Annotated in this window: 17 protein-coding genes; all 17 read left to right on the top strand. The window is 35.8% G+C overall.

What is annotated here, in order from left to right:
- Window positions 1–2: 2 nt before the first annotated feature.
- The 17 genes from aroH to O1A01_RS16245 all read left to right on the top strand — a co-directional run bounded on the left by aroH (window position 3) and on the right by O1A01_RS16245 (window position 15,849).
- Window positions 3–371 carry a chorismate mutase gene (aroH, locus tag O1A01_RS16325; RefSeq protein WP_066416866.1) on the top strand — a complete coding sequence of 123 codons (369 nt, stop codon included), beginning with the start codon at window positions 3–5 and terminating at the stop codon, window positions 369–371.
- A 279-nt stretch (window positions 372–650) separates the two neighbouring features.
- Window positions 651–2,156: an anthranilate synthase component I gene (gene trpE, locus O1A01_RS16320; RefSeq protein ID WP_270064495.1), complete on the top strand. Its 1,506-nt coding sequence runs from the start codon at window positions 651–653 to the stop codon at window positions 2,154–2,156.
- Between the two features lie 5 nt (window positions 2,157–2,161).
- Window positions 2,162–3,196: an anthranilate phosphoribosyltransferase gene (gene trpD, locus O1A01_RS16315; RefSeq protein WP_270064494.1), complete on the top strand. Its 1,035-nt coding sequence runs from the start codon at window positions 2,162–2,164 to the stop codon at window positions 3,194–3,196.
- Window positions 3,177–3,938 (top strand): indole-3-glycerol phosphate synthase TrpC, encoded by a 762-nt coding sequence (gene trpC / locus O1A01_RS16310; RefSeq protein WP_066416860.1) that lies wholly within the window; start codon window positions 3,177–3,179, stop codon window positions 3,936–3,938. Before trpD ends, trpC begins: the two co-directional genes overlap by 20 nt.
- A complete protein-coding gene (locus tag O1A01_RS16305) occupies window positions 3,935–4,579 on the top strand; it encodes a phosphoribosylanthranilate isomerase (protein ID WP_066416858.1) in 645 nt (214 codons plus the stop codon). The genes trpC and O1A01_RS16305 overlap by 4 nt, the downstream gene beginning before the upstream one ends.
- Complete coding sequence (trpB, locus tag O1A01_RS16300) at window positions 4,576–5,769, top strand: tryptophan synthase subunit beta (protein WP_270064493.1); 1,194 nt, start codon at window positions 4,576–4,578, stop codon at window positions 5,767–5,769. The genes O1A01_RS16305 and trpB overlap by 4 nt, the downstream gene beginning before the upstream one ends.
- Window positions 5,759–6,559: a tryptophan synthase subunit alpha gene (trpA, locus tag O1A01_RS16295; protein WP_066416854.1), complete on the top strand. Its 801-nt coding sequence runs from the start codon at window positions 5,759–5,761 to the stop codon at window positions 6,557–6,559. Before trpB ends, trpA begins: the two co-directional genes overlap by 11 nt.
- Window positions 6,560–6,566: 7 nt before the next feature.
- On the top strand, window positions 6,567–7,661 hold the full coding sequence (gene hisC / locus O1A01_RS16290; RefSeq protein ID WP_066416852.1) for a histidinol-phosphate transaminase: 1,095 nt from the start codon (window positions 6,567–6,569) through the stop codon (window positions 7,659–7,661).
- Between the two features lie 117 nt (window positions 7,662–7,778).
- Window positions 7,779–8,888, top strand: coding sequence for a prephenate dehydrogenase (locus O1A01_RS16285; protein ID WP_270066426.1), 1,110 nt, complete (start codon window positions 7,779–7,781; stop codon window positions 8,886–8,888).
- A 23-nt stretch (window positions 8,889–8,911) separates the two neighbouring features.
- Window positions 8,912–10,204, top strand: a complete 1,293-nt coding sequence (gene aroA / locus O1A01_RS16280; RefSeq protein WP_066416850.1) for a 3-phosphoshikimate 1-carboxyvinyltransferase — start codon at window positions 8,912–8,914, stop codon at window positions 10,202–10,204.
- A gap of 71 nt (window positions 10,205–10,275) precedes the next feature.
- The gene (locus tag O1A01_RS16275) at window positions 10,276–11,169 is read left to right on the top strand and encodes a hypothetical protein (RefSeq protein WP_066416847.1); all 894 of its coding nucleotides are present in this window, start codon (window positions 10,276–10,278) and stop codon (window positions 11,167–11,169) included.
- A gap of 16 nt (window positions 11,170–11,185) precedes the next feature.
- Window positions 11,186–12,445, top strand: coding sequence for a tetratricopeptide repeat protein (locus O1A01_RS16270; RefSeq protein WP_066416845.1), 1,260 nt, complete (start codon window positions 11,186–11,188; stop codon window positions 12,443–12,445).
- A 29-nt stretch (window positions 12,446–12,474) separates the two neighbouring features.
- Window positions 12,475–13,011 carry a ReoY family proteolytic degradation factor gene (locus O1A01_RS16265; RefSeq protein ID WP_066416842.1) on the top strand — a complete coding sequence of 179 codons (537 nt, stop codon included), beginning with the start codon at window positions 12,475–12,477 and terminating at the stop codon, window positions 13,009–13,011.
- A gap of 157 nt (window positions 13,012–13,168) precedes the next feature.
- Window positions 13,169–13,624, top strand: coding sequence for a YpiF family protein (locus O1A01_RS16260; RefSeq protein WP_270064492.1), 456 nt, complete (start codon window positions 13,169–13,171; stop codon window positions 13,622–13,624).
- 198 nt (window positions 13,625–13,822) lie between these two features.
- Window positions 13,823–14,329: a ubiquinol-cytochrome c reductase iron-sulfur subunit gene (locus tag O1A01_RS16255; protein WP_066416838.1), complete on the top strand. Its 507-nt coding sequence runs from the start codon at window positions 13,823–13,825 to the stop codon at window positions 14,327–14,329.
- Window positions 14,330–14,345: 16 nt separating this feature from the next.
- Window positions 14,346–15,020: a menaquinol-cytochrome c reductase cytochrome b subunit gene (gene qcrB, locus O1A01_RS16250; RefSeq protein ID WP_066416836.1), complete on the top strand. Its 675-nt coding sequence runs from the start codon at window positions 14,346–14,348 to the stop codon at window positions 15,018–15,020.
- A gap of 31 nt (window positions 15,021–15,051) precedes the next feature.
- Window positions 15,052–15,849 carry a menaquinol-cytochrome c reductase cytochrome b/c subunit gene (locus O1A01_RS16245; protein ID WP_066416834.1) on the top strand — a complete coding sequence of 266 codons (798 nt, stop codon included), beginning with the start codon at window positions 15,052–15,054 and terminating at the stop codon, window positions 15,847–15,849.
- Window positions 15,850–16,035 lie beyond the last annotated feature (186 nt).

Here is a 16,035-nt window from a genome sequence, read left to right as displayed (position 1 = left end):
TCTTGATTAGGGGAATAAGAGGAGCCACGACAATTAATAGCAATACCGAAAATGAAATAGTGGAGAAAACGTTACAGTTAGTTGAAAAAATGATTCAACAAAATGAGATAAAAAGTGAACACGTTGCACAAGTTATCATTTCTGTTACAGACGAAATTACAGCAGCATTTCCCGCCAAAGCATTACGATTGTTAAATGGATGGGAATATGTGCCGGTAATGTGTACACGAGAAGTGCCGGTGCCTGGTTCATTACCTTTTTGTATACGAGTTATGATGACCGTAAACACAAAAACGGCACAAAAAGAAATTAATCATATTTATTTGTACGAAGCAAAAAAGCTACGTCCAGATCTAGTGAAAGAAAATTAATGGATTGACTCTTTTAATGGAATATTATATAGTGTTTAACAAGATTAGTTGAGAGAAAGTTTAGAATAGTTGAGTAGTTGAGTAATTGAATATTTCTGATTTAGCATAGTTTAGTTTAGTTTAGTTGAGCCGAGAATGAGTTGAGATTAGTTGAGGTGTAGTTAAAATTTATAACACTACCCAAAGACTATTGTCTTTGGGTTTTCTTTTTATCGAAAATACTTCTTAAAATCCTCTAATAATCACTCATTCTCCATTTCAAAAAATGGAGGAAAAAAAATGAGTAGCTACAATGATTTCACTTCTTTTTTATCAGCATCATTTAAATATGATACCATTCCGATTTATCAGTCTTTTTTTCTGGATACTGTAACACCTATAAAGGCATTTCAGCTGTTCCAAGAGGAAGCTACTTTTCTGTTAGAAAGTAAAGACGATTCCTCAACGTGGAATAGATATTCTTTTATCGGGCTACATCCATTTTTATCGATTGAAGGTAGAGAAGCTCTTCAAATAATTGGAAAAGAAAATAGCGTTTTGCATGATTGCAAGACGATTCAAGAGGCATTTCAATGTTCTCTAAATATGTTAAAGGTTGCTCCGCTATCGATGGAAATCCCGTTTTTAGGGGGAGCAGTAGGCTATATTTCATATGACTATATAACAACATTAGAAAAAGTATCACCCCATCCAAAGTGTCAAAATGAAAACTTAGTTAACCTCCAATTTTGTGAAACAGTTATAGTATTAGACCATAAAACAAATATGGTTACGATCATTCATTACATTCGTTTAAAAGGATTGGAAACAAAACTAGAAAAGGAAAAAATGTATCAGAGAGGAAAAGCAGAAATTAACCGGTGTGCCACCCAGTTGAATAAAAGAAATGAAGATGAAATGTTTGTAAGTGAAGAATCGAATGAGCATTTCCCCATTCAGTTTAAATCTTCTTATACAAAAGAAAAATTTATACAGCATGTAGAAATAGTAAAAAACTATATCCGTCAAGGAGATATTTTTCAATGTGTTTTAGCTCAAAAATTTTCAGTTGAACTTGATATAGACGGTTTTGATGTTTATCGAGTATTACGAAATGTTAATCCTTCACCATATCTGTTTTATATTAAATTATCGGATCGAGAGTTAATTGGCAGCTCTCCAGAAAGACTAGTAGAAGTAAAGGATAGAATTTTAGAAATACATCCGATTGCTGGCACACGTAGAAGAGGAAAGACAAAAGAAGATGATGAACGAATGGGTAGTGAACTGCTTTCCGACAAAAAAGAGCAAGCAGAACATGTCATGTTAGTAGACCTAGCTAGAAATGATATTGGAAAGGTTGCAAAGTTTGGGAGTGTTCATGTTTCTGAATTTAAAAAACTTGTTTACTTCTCGAAGGTTATGCACATTATTTCAATCGTTAAAGGAGAGCTAGAAAAAACTAAATCCCCTTTAGATGCGTTGTTGGCTACTTTTCCGGCGGGGACTGTCTCTGGCGCTCCTAAGGTAAGAGCGATGCAAATAATTCAAGAACTAGAGCCTGTGGAAAGAAATACGTATGCAGGGGCAATATGTTACATCGGTTTTGACGGCAATATTGATTCTTGCATAACTATTCGGACAATCGAAAAGAAAAAAGATACTTTCCAAATACAAGCTGGTGCGGGGATTGTCGCTGATTCTATACCGGAGTTAGAGTGGAAAGAAACCAATAACAAAGCTAGAGCCTTATTAGAAACTTTACAAATAGCCAATCAACTATTTCAAAAAGAGAAAAGAGGGTGATAATCATGTTTCAACAATATTTACAAAGAGTAATAGATAACAAGTCGTTAACTGAAAAGGAAGCAGAACATGCGATGTCACTTATTATGGATGGAAATATAACAGCTAGCCAAATAGCAAGTTTTATTACAGTGTTGCGTTTTCGGGGGGAAACAGTAGAAGAAATGCTAGGTTTCACACAGGCAATGAGAATGAAAATGAAAAAAATAGAATTTAATCATCCTAACGTAATAGATACATGTGGAACAGGAGGAGATAGTGCTTCCACTTTTAACATATCAACAGCTGCGGCGATTGTTGCTTCCAGTGGTGGTGCTAAAGTTGCGAAGCATGGAAACCGAGCGTTTACATCTAAAAGCGGTAGTGCCGATGTGTTAGAGCAATTGCAAATACCAGTACAGCAAACAACGGAGGATGTGAAAGCTGCTCTCCAAAAAAAAGGAATGGCCTTTTTATTTGCACCTAACTATCACGAAGGAATGAAGCATGCTGTCCAACCACGAAAAGAAATTGGTTTCCGAACGATATTTAACATATTAGGACCTTTAGCCAACCCAGTTCAATGTAAAAACCAAGTGATTGGAGTTTTCTCTAAAACTTATGCGGAAAAAATGGCACAAGTACTCGTCAAATTAAAGGCTACTCATGTTCTTTTAGTTTGTGGTGAGGACGGATTAGATGAGTTTTCTATAACAGGAAAGTCTCACGTACTTGAGGTGAAAAATGGTCAGCTCCACAAATTTTCGGTTGAACCTGAAGAAGTTGGGTTACGAAGACATAGTCTACAAGACATTCAAGTTCGCAATTCTTTAGAAAGTGCACAAACAATTCAGCAAGCTTTTCAGCTAAAGTCAACCGAAGCCGTTATTGATACGATTGCCTATAACGCTGGAGCTGCATTGTATGTTGCGAATATAGCAAAATCTATGATTGAAGGGATTTATCAAGCTAAGCAACTATTAAAAAATGGAGACGCATTAAGACAATTACAACTACTTAAACAGGAAAGGGGACAATTTCATGCTAGCGCAAATCATTGAGCAAAAAAAGAAAGAAGTTAAAACCTTAACTGCGAGACCGAAACAAAATGTTGAAAAGGTTTCCTTTTATAACGCACTAAAAAACCCGAACCGATCACTTGCGGTAATTGCAGAAATAAAAAAAGCTTCTCCGTCAAAAGGGGTCATAAGAGACAGATTCGATCCGCTAGAAATTGCAGCTCAATATGAAGCAGTTCTTGTAGATGCTATTTCCGTTTTAACGGATGAAACTTTTTTCCAAGGCTGCCATCATGATTTATCAATGGTGAAACAAGTTACAAGTGTTCCTATTTTGAGGAAAGACTTTATTATTGATCCAAAGCAAATTACGGAAAGTGTGGAAATAGGCGCGGATGCAATATTATTAATTGCGGAAGTGTTGGAAGATAAACAGTTATACCAATTATATAATGAAGCGTATAACCATGGTTTAGATGTGTTAGTCGAGGTTCATAGCTTATCTCGATTAGAGCGGTTATTACAAACATTTATACCTAAAATAATCGGAGTTAACAATCGGAATTTAGACACGTTTGAAACGAGCTTACAAACAACGGTAAATTTAGCGAAATATATACCGGAAGAATCTCTTTTTGTTAGTGAAAGCGGGATTCGTTCATTCGATTGTATTGAAACAATCGTAAATAGCGGTGCTAACGCCATACTTGTAGGGGAAACATTTATGAAAGAAAAAAATGTAAAAGCAGCCGTTACCAAACTGTTTAAGGAACACGTAGTATGAAAAATTTACTTTTAAAATTTTGTGGAACAAAAAGTGGTGAAGACCTCCAAATCGTATCGCAATCTTCTGCAAGTCATATAGGGTTTATATTTGCAGAAAGTAAGAGGCAAGTTACGGTCCAACAAACTTTGAAGTGGTTAAGTGATGTCGATATTACTGATAAAAAATTAGTTGGTGTTTTTGTCAATCAATCTATCGAAGAAATTGTAAGTATAGTAAAATCATTAAATCTATCAATTATCCAATTACACGGTGACGAATCACCAGGTTATATTCGGAAATTAAAAGAAAAGACCCTTGTGGAAATATGGAAAGTTTTTCACCATAAAGGGGATGAAACAGTTAGGAAAATAGAAAAATATGAAAAGTTGATTGACGCGGTTTTAATAGATTGTAAAGTGGGTTCGCAGTATGGAGGGACAGGAAAAGTGTTTGACTGGACGTATATTCCAAACTATAAGGAAGTAACAAAACGTCTTTTTGTCCCACTAATTGTTGCTGGTGGTATTACAGTTGATAACATTGAAAAACTTTTATTATATGAAGAACTGGACGGAATTGACCTTTCGAGCGGGATCGAAGTGAATTTTCAAAAAAACAAAGAGCTAATAGAAAAATTAGAAAGTAAGGTGAGAGGATGATACCAGATTATTTTGGAAGATACGGCCAATTTGGTGGTAAGTATGTGCCTGAAACGTTAATGGCACCCCTAGAAGAATTAGAGAAAGGCTTACAGGAAGCATTACAAGATGAACAATTTTCTCAAGAACTTCTATTTCATTTAAACGAATTTTCGGGAAGACCGACAGCGCTAACTTTTGCGAAAAACATAACAGAAGAACTTAATGGAGCAAAAATATATTTGAAAAGGGAAGACCTTAATCATACAGGTGCACATAAAATTAATAATGCTATCGCTCAAGCATTGTTAGCGAAAAGGTTAGGGAAAAAGAAAATAATAGCGGAAACAGGTGCGGGTCAACACGGTGTTGCGGCTGCTACCGTTGCTGCCAAATTTGGCCTTGAGTGTAAAGTTTTTATGGGTGAAGAGGATATAAGGAGACAAGAATTAAATGTATTTCGAATGAAATTGTTAGGGGCTGAAGTTGTTCCTGTGGATAGTGGCAGCAAAACTTTAAAAGATGCCACAAATGAAGCGATTAGATATTGGGTTCAGCATTGTGAGGACCACTTTTATATGATTGGTTCAGTTGTAGGACCACATCCTTATCCATACATGGTACGGGAATTTCAAAAAATAATTAGCGAAGAAGCGAAAGGACAGTTTCTTGAAAGAGAAGGGAAGTTGCCTACGAAAGTAGTTGCATGTGTAGGTGGTGGTAGTAATGCAATAGGGATGTTTTATCACTTCCTACAAGATGTAGTGGAATTAATAGGAGTAGAAGCTGGTGGAAAAGGCATTCATACAGACAATCATGCTGCAACGTTAGCTAAAGGGTCAAAGGGAGTTATCCACGGTTCTTTAACCTATTTACTTCAAGATGAATATGGCCAAATTACGGAACCTTATAGTATTTCAGCTGGTTTAGATTATCCGGGAATTGGACCAGAACATGCCTACTTACATGATACAAACCGTGTAAAATATGTTAATGTCACGGATATGGAAGCGCTAGAAGCACTTTCGTTTTTATCAAAAAAAGAAGGGATTCTCCCAGCATTAGAATCATCCCACGCGCTGGCATTCGCCTTCAAAGCAGCGAAGAATATGAAAAGTAATGAATCAATACTAGTATGTCTATCTGGTAGAGGGGATAAGGATGTTCAAACTATAATGAATACGATGGAGGAACAAGGCTATGTACGGTAACAGATTACCTAATCATTCGAAAATGTTTATACCTTTTATAATGGCAGGTGATCCAACTCCACAATTCACGATAGATTTAGCGCTTTTACTTCAAGAGGCTGGTGCATCCGTAATAGAATTAGGGGTACCTTATTCCGACCCGCTTGCAGATGGACCTATTATTCAACGGTCCTCTCAAAGAGCGTTACGAGGAAATATGAATTTAGAAAATGCTATTAATTTAGCTGGGCAGATGAGAAAAAAAGGAGTAAAAATTCCGATTATTCTCTTTACGTACTTTAATCCTGTGTTACAATTAGGATATGAACGCTTTTTCGCTTTAACGGATAAAAATGAGGTAGATGGATTACTCGTTCCCGATTTACCATTCGAGGAGAGTGAAATAGTTCGACAGCGCTGCCAACAAAATGGACTAAAATATATATCTTTAGTTGCGCCAACATCTAATGAAAGAATAAAATTAATTGCAAATAATGCAGAAGGTTTCCTTTATTGTGTCTCTTCGTTAGGGGTTACAGGGATAAGAAAAGAACTTTCTCCAAAAGTTCAACAATTTCTTCAAGATGCAATGAAAGAAAGTAACATACCTGTAGCAGTTGGATTCGGAATTTCAAGTGCTGAACAAATAAAAGAACTTCTCCCGCATTGTAACGGGATAGTGATAGGTAGTGCCATTATTGAGTTAGTCGAAAAGCAATTAAGTAATATTTCAACTAATAACGACGTCGCACTCCATTTTATACAGAAACAAGTGCAATCCATGATTGCACCTATTATTTTAGAAAGGTAGATCAATCATGAAGCTTAAACAACAGCTAACGTCATTAAAACCATATCAACCCGGTAAACCAATCGAAGAAGTAAAGAGGGAATATGGTTTAGAAAACATTGTAAAACTTGCATCTAATGAGAACCCATACGGTTGTTCTCCAAATGTAAAAACAACTTTATTTGAAAAATTAGAGAAAAGTGCTACATATCCTGATGGATATGCACAACAATTAAGAACGGTAATCGCAAATCATCTTGACGTTACTGAGAAACAGCTAATGTTTGGGAATGGTTCAGATGAACTTATTCAAATCATTTGCCGTGGACTGCTAGCACCTGGGAAGAATACGGTAATGGCAACTCCTACTTTTACTCAGTATAAACATAATGCTATTATCGAAAATGCAGAAATCCGTGAAGTACCGTTAACGGAAGATGGAGACCATAATCTTCAGCAAATGTTAGAACAAATAGATGAGAAAACAGCTGTTGTATGGTTATGTAATCCTAATAATCCAACAGGGAATTATATTAATGAACAACAGCTAATACCATTTTTAGAAAAAGTACCTTCCACTACGTTAGTAGTAGCGGATGAAGCGTACTATGAATACGTTACGGAAGATGATTATCCTAATTCCGTAGCCCTTCTTTCCCGTTTTTCTAATTTATTCATTACTAGAACATTCTCAAAAGCTTATGGATTAGCAAGTTTTCGCTTAGGTTATGGAATTAGTAGTGAAGAAGTCATACGAGCCTTAGAACCGGTGAGAGAACCGTTTAATGTTAATAGTTTTGCTCAAGCTGCTGGTGCTGCAAGTATTGAAGATTCTGCTTTCGTGCAATCTTGTGCTAGAAAAAACAAAGAAGCTTTAAGTACTTTTTATTCTTTCTGTGAAGAAACAGGGCTAAAGTATTACAAGTCACAAGGAAACTTCATTCTTATTGATTTCCAAAGAGATGGAGACGAAGTGTTTCAATATTTATTGGAACGAGGATACATTGTTCGTTCTGGAAAGGCGTTAGGATTCCCTACTTGTGTTCGTATCACAGTAGGTACACCGGAACAAAATGAGGAACTCTTTTCTCTTATAACTCAATTTCTTCAAGAAAATGTTTAAAGAGAGGATGACTTCCTCTCTTTCTTTTTTGCATGATTATTTATTCCTGTTCGCTTCCTAGGCGAACTAACTATTTTTATTTTTTTGAGTTATTTAAAGAGGGGAGAGATGAACACAGTGGATGGTAATGTTTTAGTTATTGGGCTCGGTTTAATAGGCGGCTCTATAGCGGTTTCTATTAAAGCTACATATCCTTCATCCGTTATTTTTGGATTTGATGTAAAAGAAGAACAAGCAAACCTAGCTAAGACGCTTGGGGTAATAGATAAAGTAAGTAATGATTATTTAGTAACGGCAGAAAAAATGGACTTAATTATCGTATCGGTTCCTGTTTTACAAACAAAAGAAGTGTTACAACGTTTAAGTAAAGTTTCTTTTTCTAAAGAGGTAATTATTACAGATGTTGGAAGTACTAAAGAAAAAATTGTACAGTTTTCCAAACAGTTATTTGAAGCATCTAACGTAACTTATATAGGGGGGCATCCTATGGCTGGTTCCCATAAAAGTGGTGTTGTTGCTGCGAAGGCTCACTTGTTTGAAAATGCCTTCTATATTTTAACCCCAGATGATAGTATCGGTGAGGACAAAGTTCAATTGTTAAAACAATGGTTACAAGGTACAAGAGCAAAATTTATTACGTTGCAACCTTCTGAACACGATAAAGTGGTAGGTGCAATTAGTCACTTTCCACATATTATAGCGGCAAGTCTTGTCCACCAAGCTGAAGTGTTAAATGAAGAAAATAATATCGTGTCTAATTTAGCTGCTGGAGGATTCAGAGACATCACACGGATTGCCTCAAGTAATCCAGTAATGTGGAAAGATATACTTATTCAAAATAAAGAGCATTTGTTACAATTATTTAATAACTGGGAAAAAGAAATGACGGATATAAAAGAAAAATTGTTACGTGGGGATGAAGAAGAATTAGTATCATTTTTTGAGAGTGCGAAATCGTTTCGAGATGGTTTGCCAGTGAAACAAAAAGGAGCAATCCCTTCATTCTATGACTTATATGTTGATATTCCTGACCACCCAGGTGTGATATCAGAAATAACCGGTTATTTAGCGAAGGAAAAAATAAGTATTACGAATATCCGTATTATTGAAACACGAACAGACATTTATGGCGCATTGCGAATAAGTTTTCAATCAGAAGAAGATAGGGTTAAAGCACAACGATGCATTCAACAACATACTTCATATGAAACGTATTTAAATGTATAATATAAAATTTTGGAGGATTAACAATGAAAGAATTGGTGACAAATGTAAAAAATCTACGAGGAGAAATAGACATACCAGGTGATAAGTCTATTTCCCATCGAGCAGTGATGTTTAGTTCTATTGCAACTGGTACGACAACAGTTGAAAACTTTCTAGAAGGAGAAGATTGTTTAAGTACGATACATTGTTTTCGAAAATTGGGTGTTGAAATTGACCAAAAAGGTACAGAGGTTACAGTTCATGGAAAAGGACTTAAAGGACTAGTAGAACCTACTGAAGTGCTGGACGTTGGGAATTCAGGAACTACTGCTAGATTGATGATGGGTCTACTTGCTGGACAGCCTTTCCATTCAGTAGTTGTTGGAGATGAGTCCATTGCAAAGCGGCCAATGAAACGTGTAACAGACCCACTTCGTAAAATGGGAGCAAACATTCACGGAAGAGCTGATGCAAACTATACCCCGATTTCCATTTCTGGTAGTGATATTTCAAACATAGAGTTTCATTCGCCTGTAGCATCTGCACAAGTAAAATCAGCTTTACTTCTCGCTGCGTTGCAAGGTGAAGGAGAAATGGTTATACATGAGCCTGCTAAGTCAAGAGACCATACAGAAAGAATGTTACAAGCATTTGGCTGTGAAATAGAAGAAACAGGCAATACTGTTCGACTGAAAGGCAATCAGACTTTAACTGGTGGAATACATATTACTGTTCCTGGTGATATATCTTCGGCCGCCTTTTTTATCGTAGCAGCATTAATCGTTCCAAACAGTAAAATAACGTTGAAAAAAGTAGGTTTAAATAAAACGAGAACCGGCATTATTGATGTGGTAGAACAAATGGGTGCGACTGTTTTCTACGAGAATAAAAATGTAGAAGGTCCAGAACCTTATGCTGATTTAATTGTGGAAACGAGTGAGTTACACGGTATTGTAATTGGTGGTGAAATTATGCCGAGACTAATTGATGAAATCCCAATAATAGCTTTATTAGCAACAAGAGCAAAAGGAACGACTGTCATAAAAGATGCTGAGGAATTGAAAGTGAAGGAAACAAATAGAATTCGTACTGTTGTTAGTGAACTAACAAAATTGGGTGCTAATATAACGGAAACAGACGATGGGATGGTTATTGTCGGCAATAATACACCATTGCATGGAGCAGAAGTTAACAGTTATGGAGATCATCGTATCGGCATGATGCTAGCGGTAGCAGCTTTAATAGTAGAAGAAGGAGAGGTGCTGTTACAAAATAGTGAAGCTATCTCAGTGTCTTATCCTAACTTTTTTGACCACCTTTCCAATTTAATTTCTTAATATATATCATATATTAATCCTTCCTAACATAGTTTGTTGATAAGACAAGCTATAATAGGAGGGATATTTAAATGGCCTATATAATGGAGGAAGTGAATGTTTTAAAGCACGATAAAGAAATTAAAACGTACTCCCTCTTAGTAAAACACAATAAAATTTCTTTTATGAAAGAAAATAACCAACCAATAGAAAGTTATTTTACGATGAATCTATCGCAATATATTTTAACACCTGGTCATGTCATGATAGATTATAATATGCAAATGATGAATTTTTCACAATTTAAAACATACATAACGAATAAGCTTATTAACAGAGGTTGTACAACGTTGATATCGGTCTTTACCATTGAGAGTGAAAGAGAATTTCACGACCGATTAAAAGAAGCTAGAGCACGTCTGCTCAATAGTCCTATCGATTATTATTTAGCATTAAAACTACCGCTAGAAAAATTAACTCCCTCTATTGTAAGAAAGTGCAAAAGAAATAAAATTCCGGCTATTTTTATCGAAATAGAAAATGTAGAAGCCTTTAAAACGCACCCTTGGGGATGGATTAAAGATGCTTTATACCAATTTCCACTTGCTTTTTTTCCTATTTACAAAGGACCAAAGATGAAAAGTTTTAATAAAATTTGGTCAGGAGTATTAAAAGAACAAAACATTGTGTTTGTACAAACGTGTCCAAAACAACATGCCCCTTTACCCTTAGATGTGTTGATGAAGATAGGAATTTACCCTTCAAAAGGAGAAATTAGAATTGGAGGGGAGTTAGATTATAATTTATATACGTGTCCAGAAGGGATGATTCTTGAAACTGCAAGCGAACTAGATTATGATAATCAACAACCGGAGATTACATTTCATAGAGGAAAGATATTAAAAGCCGGAAAAGAAGTATATTTTCGTCCTGGATTTGGGAACGAATGTAAAGTAACAGTACCAGGGCATTTTCAACTGCAATGAGAGGGAGAGGGAAAGTTTGTCAAACAATGTAATAGAAAAAGCGATGGAACATATTCTAAGTGGAGATACGGAAACAGGACTATCTCTATTAAAGAAAAATGAGAAGAGCTTTTCCGATGAAGAGAAATATAATATTGCACATTATTATACTCAGCTAGGTTTAATAAACGAAGCGAAAAATATATTCGAAGAGTTGGTAGCTAAATATCCTACGGAAAGTGAATTATTAATATCTCTAGCAGAAGTCTATATTGATGCTGATGAAGATGATGAAGCGGTTGGATTATTAGAAACTGTACCTAGAGATGATGAATCATATCCCCAGACGTTAATGCTTTTGGCAGACTTATACCAAGCACAAGGCTTACTTGAGGTTAGCGAAAGAAAGTTACTAGAGGCAAAAAGTATTTTACAAAATGAGCCAATCATTGATGTCGCTCTTGGTGAAACGTATTTATCAATGGGCGATTATAAAAAGGCTATTCCTTATTTTGTAAATGCAAAAAAATCTGGAGAAATAGTTGATTTTTCTTTTGATGAGAGGTTAGCAGAGTGTTATAGTAGTACAGGCCAATGGGAAGAAGCGATGCCATATTACGACAACGCGTTAAAAAAAGAGTTGAATATTGACGTATTATTTCAGTACGCTTTTACTGCGTTTCAAGCAGGATATTTTAAAACGGCTATCGAAAAGTTTAGAGAGGTAAGAGAGTTAGATTATGAATATGCTTCAGTATATTTATATTTAGCAAAGGCACTTGAACATGAAAATTTATTAGAAGAAAGTTTCCAAGTATCAAAAGATGGTTTAGCAGTAAATGAGTACAATAAGGAATTACAATTATTTAGTGCAAAAATGGCATTAAAGCTGCAAAATTTAGATGAAGCAGAAAAACTATTAAGAGAAGCCATTGCACTTGATCCTGGTTACTTAGAAGCGGCTCTAACGCTAACAAAGCTATTGTTACAGGAAGAACGATTTGATGATGTAGTGGAATGTATCGAGGAATTAGAAAAGTTCGGTGAAACTGACCCTCAATTTGATTGGGATTTAGCATTAGCTAAAGAAGGATTAGAACAATATTCAGATGCATTAAATTACTACCGTCAAGCATATACTTCTTTTAAAGATAATAGTGACTTTCTTCAAGACTATGCCTACTTCTTATTGCAGGAAGGATTGCTACAAGAAGCGAAGCCTCTATTTAAAGTATTACTTCAGGAGGATCCTACAAACATTGAGCTTCAGGACGTATATTCTCGATTAGAGGAATAAAAAAGATATTGCAGAGGAGGGACTTTTATTTGGCTACCCCTGTTTCTGTCAACGAGAAGAAAGAATTCATTCGCTGGTTTTTAGGAAACTATCAGCTAAAGAGACGAGAGTGTGTATGGATTTTAAATTATTTAATGAGTCATGATCAACTGATGAGAAAAGTACATTTTGTTGAGCAGGCGCAATTTTGTCCACGTGGCCTTGTAATGTCTACTCACTGTGTAGACGAAGTGCCGTTTAGATTTTACAAGCAAAATGTTATGACCACTGATGCGGAAAAATCTTTCCACGACATACGATTAAATCGAGACGAAGACATTTATATTCAATTGAATTTCCGGTCTGCATATCATTCCCCACAATATGCAGCAGTCCTCGAGGAAAATCCTTTTATGCCTAAAAATATTCAAGGAAATGAAAAGGATCGTATTTTAGCAGAAAAGTTTTTGGAGGAGTCACTTAATAAGTTCCAACGTGAGAAACTATTAAGTATGATTGATGACGCATTAGATCAACAAGATAAAGAAGCATTTGCGAAATTAACGGAGCAATTAAAACAACTATGAAAGATAAAACCTTGTATAATACAAGGTTTATTTTTTTGCTTGCAACACTGTGTGGTATGTTTTATGTTAAAATGAGAAAATGTCAATAGTTTATGTTAGTTACATAAACTTACATAATAATTTGTATAATAGCCAATCACTGAAAGGAAGATTAAAGATGAAATGGACAACCAAAGACGTTACAGTATATGAACAATCAAAAGAGTATATAGACACAGCTATTATTCCGCTTGTACCTATCAGTTTTAAGGCAGATATGAAGAACTTAGCTTCATTAGGAGAATACATTACAACTTTAACGAATGAGCTTGAGAGGCAGTTTAAAGGACGTGTAATGCTATTGCCAACTTATACATATTTGTTTCATGGAAATGGAAGAATAAAAAAAGAAGCGTTAAATGAATATATTCAACATTTGGAAGCGGAAGGAGTTAAACATATTTTCTTACTAACTTCTGATCAACAATGGAAACAAGAAGAGGAGGAGATAAACGGAAAACTATTATGGCTCCCAGCAATCCCTCTAGAGGATATGGAAGAAAAGTACAAGCAAAAACTAATAACAGATCAAATGAATCAGCTTTTACCAATTTTTATTTCAAAGTGGCATTAATATGAAAAGTCAATAAGAACTTGGTAAAAAATAAAATTGTGCTAAAAAAGTCATAACTAATACATTAATTCTGTAAATGTGATTATTGACCTTGCAACAAGATTGATATATCATGAGAATGTCCTAGTTTTCTATGTGTTATTAACTGCTGTCCGTAATGGACGGACTAAGTTTTTCTATATAAGGGGGGAAAAACAAATGAGTGAGAAAAACCATCGTGTTTCTAGACGTCAATTTTTGAACTACACTCTTACAGGTGTAGGTGGATTCATGGCAGCAGGGATGCTTATGCCAATGGTTCGTTTCGCAATTGATCCAGTATTAAAAGCTGGCGCAGAACAAGACTTAGTTGCAGTTGCAAGTGTAGATGAAATTACAAATGAACCACAACGTTTTGACTTTAAAGTACATCAGGTTGATGCTTGGTACGAATCAGAGGAACCAAGATCTGCTTGGGTATACAAAGATGAGAGCGGAAATATTATCGCATTATCGCCAGTTTGTAAACATTTAGGTTGTACTGTTAACTGGGCTTCCGACCCACAAAATCCAGACAAGTTTTTCTGTCCTTGTCACTACGGCTTGTATTACAAAGATGGTCGTAATGTAGAAGGTACACCACCTATCGCTCCACTTGATGTATACGTACATGAAGTGAAAGACGGAACATTATACTTAGGTGCTGCAAAACCACCACAAAGCTAGAAGGGAGGCGTAATCATTGCTTAATAAGATTTATGATTGGGTCGATGAACGTTTAGATATTACGCCTATGTGGCGTGATATTGCGGACCACGAGGTTCCAGAACACGTTAACCCAGCACATCATTTTTCAGCGTTCGTTTATTGTTTCGGTGGATTAACTTTCTTCGTAACAGTAATTCAAGTTTTATCTGGTATGTTTTTAACTATGTACTACGTTCCAGATATTAAGAATGCTTGGGAATCTGTATACTATTTACAAAATGAAGTTGCATTTGGTCAAATCGTACGCGGTATGCACCACTGGGGTGCTAGTTTAGTTATTGTAATGATGTTCTTACATACATTACGCGTATTCTTCCAAGGGGCATATAAAAAGCCACGTGAACTTAACTGGATGGTAGGAGTATTAATCTTCTTTGTTATGTTAGGTTTAGGTTTCACAGGATATTTATTACCTTGGGATATGAAAGCGCTATTCGCTACAAAGGTAGGTCTACAAATTGCAGAGGCAACACCGTTTATAGGTACTGCCGTAAAAACATTGCTTGCAGGACACCCTGAAATAGTTGGTGCACAAACGTTAACACGTTTCTTTGCTATTCATGTATTCTTCCTACCAGCAGCATTATTCGGTTTAATGGCTGCTCACTTTATTATGATTCGTAAACAAGGTATTTCTGGTCCACTATAAAATTAAGTGAAGATAAAAGGAGGGGAAATGTATGCATAGAGGTAAAGGAATGAAGTTTGTTGGAGATTCTCGTGTTCCTGCAGAAGGAAGAAAGCCGAATATCCCGAAAGATTATTCGGAGTACCCAGGAAAGACAGAAGCTTTCTGGCCTAACTTCCTTCTAAAAGAATGGTTGGTTGGTGCTGTTTTCTTAATTGGTTTCTTATGCTTAACAGTAGCTCATGAACCTCCATTAGAACGTATTGCGGATCCAACAGATACAGCTTACATCCCAGTACCTGACTGGTACTTCTTATTCTTATATGAGTTATTAAAATATCAGTATGCGGCTGGTCCTTATACTGTAATCGGTGCAATGGTAATGCCTGGGATCGCATTTGGTGCATTATTACTTGCTCCATTCTTAGATCGTGGTCCAGAGCGACGCCCACATAAGCGTCCACTAGCTACTGGTTTCATGTTACTAGCTATTGCTTCTACGTTCTTCTTAACGTGGCAATCTGTAGAATCTCATGATTGGGAGGCAGCTGCAGAGCAAGGTGCCATCAGAGAAGAATTAGCAATCGAAATTGATGAAACAGCACAAGGTTACGAAATATTACAAGCACAAACGTGTTTATCTTGTCACGGTAACGACCTACAAGGTGCTCCTCCACTAGGACCATCCCTATTGGATAACCCTGATTATACTGCAGAAGATTACATGAAAATCGCTGTAGAAGGAATCGGTGGTATGCCAGGTGATGTATTTAAAGGTACTGATGAAGAATTAGAAATTCTTGGTCAATATTTAGTGGAAATGAACGAAAAAGTTGCAGAACTAGAATAAAACTGGCTATTATAGCCAGTTTTTTTTTGTCTGTTTCAAGTATTATAATAAACAAATTGGTCCATAATGAAATGTTATTATTCTATAGAAGGCCAATTTTTCTCTTCATGACTGGATTTTTACAATCGGAAAAGTTTACAATTGTAATGTTGTAATAAAATATTAGAATACTCTTTAGGAAAGGAG

This window comes from Sutcliffiella sp. NC1 (assembly GCF_027594365.1).
Lineage (GTDB): Bacteria > Bacillota > Bacilli > Bacillales > Bacillaceae_I > Sutcliffiella > Sutcliffiella cohnii.
This window is presented reverse-complemented; position numbering and strand designations above follow the sequence as displayed.